The 4,980-nt window shown below is 30.6% G+C and carries 4 protein-coding genes and 1 pseudogene; 4 read left to right on the top strand and 1 reads right to left on the bottom strand.

Going from position 1 to position 4,980, the window contains the following annotated elements; genetic code table 11:
• The 4 genes from Q0U66_RS05415 to Q0U66_RS05400 all read left to right on the top strand — a co-directional run.
• Nucleotides 1–681 (top strand): HAD-IC family P-type ATPase (locus Q0U66_RS05415; RefSeq protein WP_297378397.1); only part of this gene is annotated, 681 nt, incomplete at its 5' end.
• Nucleotides 682–699: 18 nt separating this feature from the next.
• The gene (gene kdpC / locus Q0U66_RS05410; protein WP_297378394.1) at nt 700–1,305 is read left to right on the top strand and encodes a potassium-transporting ATPase subunit KdpC; all 606 of its coding nucleotides are present in this window, start codon (nt 700–702) and stop codon (nt 1,303–1,305) included.
• Between the two features lie 85 nt (nt 1,306–1,390).
• Nucleotides 1,391–2,125, top strand: coding sequence for a response regulator transcription factor (locus Q0U66_RS05405; protein ID WP_297378391.1), 735 nt, complete (start codon nt 1,391–1,393; stop codon nt 2,123–2,125).
• Entirely contained in the window at nt 2,112–4,037 is a 1,926-nt protein-coding gene (locus tag Q0U66_RS05400) for a DUF4118 domain-containing protein (protein ID WP_297378389.1), read from the top strand. The genes Q0U66_RS05405 and Q0U66_RS05400 overlap by 14 nt, the downstream gene beginning before the upstream one ends.
• A 214-nt stretch (nt 4,038–4,251) precedes the next feature.
• Here the strand turns inward: Q0U66_RS05400 and Q0U66_RS05395 are convergent.
• Nucleotides 4,252–4,512, bottom strand: a pseudogene (locus Q0U66_RS05395) (IS30 family transposase); the annotation flags it as partial.
• Between the last annotated feature and the right edge of the window lie 468 nt (nt 4,513–4,980).

Raw genomic sequence — 4,980 nt, 5'->3', positions numbered from 1 at the left:
CTTAGAAAAATAGGAATCAAAACTATAATGTGTACTGGAGATAACCCTCTTACTGCAGCTACAATTGCAGCAGAAGCTGGTATTGATGGCTATATAGCAGAATGTAAACCTGAGGATAAGATAGAAGCCATAAAAAAAGAACAAGCCCTAGGTAAAATTGTAGCCATGACAGGAGATGGAACCAACGACGCTCCAGCCCTAGCTCAAGCTGATGTTGGTATTGCAATGAATTCTGGTACAAGTTCAGCAAAAGAAGCAGCAAACATGGTTGATTTGGATTCAGATCCAACCAAAATATTGGAAGTTATAGAGATTGGTAAACAGCTACTTATAACCAGAGGTTCTTTGACAACATTTTCTATTGCCAATGATATTGCTAAATATTTTGCTATAATACCAGCTATATTTACTCTTGCTATACCTCAAATGAAAGTATTGAACATTATGGGATTGAATAGTCCATCAAGTGCTATTATTTCAGCACTAATATTTAATGCAATTATTATTCCTTGTCTAATTCCTTTGGCAATGAAGGGTGTTAAATATGAACCGATGTCAGCTTCAAAAATGTTAGGAAAGAATATGTTGATTTATGGACTTGGTGGAGTGATTTGTCCTTTTATTGGTATAAAACTAATAGATATATTAGTTTTTCCTTTACTTGGAATGTTAGGAATTTAAGGAGTTTAAGGAGTTATAATGAGAACTATTAAAAAATATAAACAAGTTTTTTTTGTTACAATATTTGCATTTATAGTCTGTGGTATTATATATCCACTTTTAATGACTGTACTTGCACAAATTATCTTTCCAAAACAAGCTAATGGAAGTTTAATAAAGATGGGAGATGAAGTAGTTGGCTCAGAATTAATAGGTCAAGATTTTACTGATCCAAAATTATTTCATTCGAGACCATCAGCTGTTAACTACAATGTCTATGAAGATGGAGACAAGTATGATGGATTAGCTTCTGGTAGTAAAAACTTAGCAGTAAGTAACCCTAACCTAAAGAAAAGAATTAACGAAGATATAGATAAGTTTATTAAAGAAAATCCTACTGTATCAAAAGAAGATATCCCTGAAGACATCATAAGCCAATCAGGCTCAGGTCTCGATCCACACATTTCTGTCAAAGCAGCTCAATTACAAGTTGATAGAGTAGCAAAAAATACAAATATCTCCAAAGAAAACTTAGAACAACTGATAAAACAAAATACTAGTGAAAAAGCTTTGGGAATCTTTGGCGAACAAACTGTAAATGTATTGAAACTAAACATAGACTTAGTAAGTGAAATGAAAAAATAATATTGTAATATAAGGCCTCAGGTAGTCATAACTTGAGGCCTAGAATGATTTGACCAATATTTTGCTATAAAGAAGGTAAGTATATATGAATGAAAATATAAAAATATTAATTGTAGAAGATGACAGAGCTGTGAGAAACTTGATATCAACAACATTGCAGATAAATGATTATGAATATGACCTAGCTATTGATGGTAAAAATGCTCTACAGCTAATGACTTCAAATAAATATGACATAGTTTTTATTGACTTGGGATTGCCTGACATTGATGGAATAGAAATAATAAAAAAATTCAGAGATTTTTCGACTACTCCAATTATAGTAATTAGCGCTAGGACCAATGATGAAGATAAAATAGAAGCCTTGGACGCAGGGGCAGATGATTTTTTGACCAAGCCATTTAATGTTGATGAACTTCTTGCAAGAGTTAGGTCAACCTTAAGAAGAATAAACTATGCTGAAAATAATAGTGTTGAAGACAAAATTTCATTTGAAAATGGAGATATAAGAATAGATTATCCTTCGAGAAGCGTATTTATTAAAGGTGAAGAAATACATTTAATGCCAATAGAATATAGTTTATTATGTTTATTAGCAGAAAATATTGGCAAGGTTCTCACACATCAATACATCCTAAAAAACATTTGGGTCAATTACCTAGCATCTGATCTCTCTTCTTTGAGAGTATATATGACCTCTCTTAGAAAAAAGATAGAAAAATTAACTGACGATAAGTATATCCAAACTCATGTTGGAGTTGGCTACAAGATGATTAGAATCAATAAATCAGGGGGAGATGAAATAAATGGATTTAATTGATAGAGATTTGATATTAGTATGTATATCTGAATCCCAATCTAATAGTCAGGTAATAAAAGAAGCCAATGAGATAGCTCAAAATGAAAAAGCTAAACTAATTGCTCTATATGTATCTGATAGAGATAAGTTTCAGAAAAAAAAGGACAATGACTACCTACAAGACAATTTAAGTCTAGCGGAAAACATGGGGGCCATGGTTGAGATTATATATGATGACGATATAGCAAGCCAAATAGTAAACTTTGCAAAACTATATAAAGTAAAAAAAATTGTAATAGGAAAAAACCGAAATGATTTTAAGCTATTATCTTTAAATACCAGCATATATGATCAAGTGGTAAAAAAATCTGACAGAATAGATATTTATGCTGTTCCAATAAATGATAAGGTCAAAACTTATGGATTTAAAGAAAATAAAAACATATCAAAAGATTTGTTAATTGCTTTTATAATACTAGCAATCAGCACTCTAATAGGTTATATATTTTATGATTTTGGCTACAGTGATGCAAATATAATAATGATCTATATACTAGGTGTATTTTTTATTGCCCTTGTAACTTATGATGAATTAGTGAGTTTTATTTCATCTGTAATATGCGTATTAGCCTTTAATTATTGTTTTACTAAGCCAACTTTAAGTTTATCAGTATCTAATCCTGAATATATTATTACTTTTTTAGTCTTATTAATAGTATCATTTTTGACAAGTAAGCTAGCAAGCCAGATAAGAAAAAATGCAAAGAACTCATCAAATATGACATATATAACAAAGCTTTTGTTAGAAACAAATCAACTTTTACAGACTAAAATATCCAAACACGAAATCATAGAAACAGGCTGTAATCAATTATCAAACCTACTAAATAGAAATATAGTTTATTACGATATAGTAGATGGGGAAATTCAGGATCCACTAATTTTCAAGGATGATTTTAGGGATGCTGATAAAGAATTTCTCAAAGAATTAGAAATAGTAAAGTGGGTATTTGCCAAAAACAAAAGTGCAGGTGCTGGCACAGAATATTTGCCAGATGCCAAGTACTTATATTATGCAATCAGATTTAATACAAGTGTGTATGGGGTTATAGGTATACATTTGGGTAAAGATAGGCTAGATTCCGTAGAAAATAAAATTTTACTAGCAATCCTTGGAGATATGTCTTTGGCTTTAGAGAAAGAAAAGATTTTAAAAGATAAAAACGAAGCTAATTTGAGAATAAAAGATGAGCAATTGAAAACAAATCTTTTAAGATCAATCTCCCATGACTTAAGAACGCCCCTAACAACTATTTATGGAAATTCTGATATACTACTTAATAATTCGGAAAACTTAACAGAAACAATGAAATTAGGGCTATATAGAGATATTTATGATGATTCACAGTGGCTACTGAATCTTATAGAAAATTTACTTTCAGTAACTAGAGTTGAAGAAGGTAAAAGCAAACTAAAAATAGAGCCACAAATGGTTGAAGAAGTCATAGAAGAGGCCCTAAAGCATGTAAGCAGAGATAAAAAAAATCACAATATAACTGTTGATATAGATGATGACTACCTAATGGCTGATATGGATGTGAGGTTAATAATACAAGTCATCATAAACCTTGTAGATAATGCTATAAAATATACTTTTGAAGGGTCAAGTATCAATATAAGAGCCTACCAAGATGCAAACAAAGTCATAATCCAAGTGGCAGATAATGGAAAAGGAATTGAGGATACCGATAAGAAAAAAATATTCCAAAAATTCTATTCGGCTAATAACAAAATCATCGATAGCAAGAGGAGTATAGGTCTAGGCTTATATCTTTGTTGGATTATAGTTAAGGCCCATGGTGGCGAAATAAGTGTAACGGATAATATACCAAGTGGATCTGTATTTACTATGGTTTTGAAAGCTAGCCAATAAACGATAAACTATGTTTTATACTTTGTACAAATATAAAAGAATTATAATATGATACAATTAAAAAGAGCTACCAAATTAAATAAGGTGACCCGGGTCTGTAAACAAATTTGTGTATCAACCTTAATCCTGATAAAAAGGTTCTATAATAAATCGTGTTGGTAGAAGTAGATGAAACTTCTGTCAGCACGATTTTTTAGTGAGATAATTTGTCAAATCAAGTGCAACATTCACATAAATACTCATCAAATAACTCTTGAGGTGTTTTATAGTTAATGCATTTTCTTGGTCTGTTATTGAGAAGTTTAAGAACATTTTGAACTTCTCTTTCGTTTGTCTTAGATAAATCCATATGTTTAGGATAAAACTCTCTTAATAAACCGTTAGAATTTTCATTTGTTCCTTTCTGCCAAGCACAATACGGATCTGCAAAGTACATTTTAGTATTTAATTCTTCTTCAATTCTTTTCCATCCAGCAAATTCTTTTCCTCAATCACAAGTTATTGTTTTTACAGCTCCTTCTGGCAAGTCTTTTAATAATTCTATGATAGCATTAGTAACTGTTTCTTCTTTTCAATCTGGAATTAATTTAACTAGATATAGTCTTGTCTTTCTCTCTGCAAGAGAAACAAAACAATATTTGCTTTTTAAAGTATAGTTGTTTATTTTACCTGAAACAACTGTATCTGCCTCCCAATGTCCGAATGTATTTTGTTTATACACTTCCTTAGGCCTTTTGTGTGGAAAATTAAAACACTTAAAAAAGTTAGTTGACGCTAACAAAAAATTGTGCTATTATTATCTTGAAAGGTTATTTCAATGATTATAATACTATATTAAAATGAGGTGTTTATATGATAAAAATTTCAAGTTTGCATAAGTACTACGGAACAAAAGATAATAGGGTGGAGGTACTTAAAGGGATTGATCTTGAACTTGAAGACG

This window comes from uncultured Helcococcus sp., assembly GCF_946998255.1.
In the GTDB taxonomy this organism is placed as follows: Bacteria; Bacillota; Clostridia; order Tissierellales; family Peptoniphilaceae; genus Helcococcus.
Note: the sequence above shows the minus strand (reverse complement) of the source record. Positions and strands in the feature narration are given on the sequence as shown.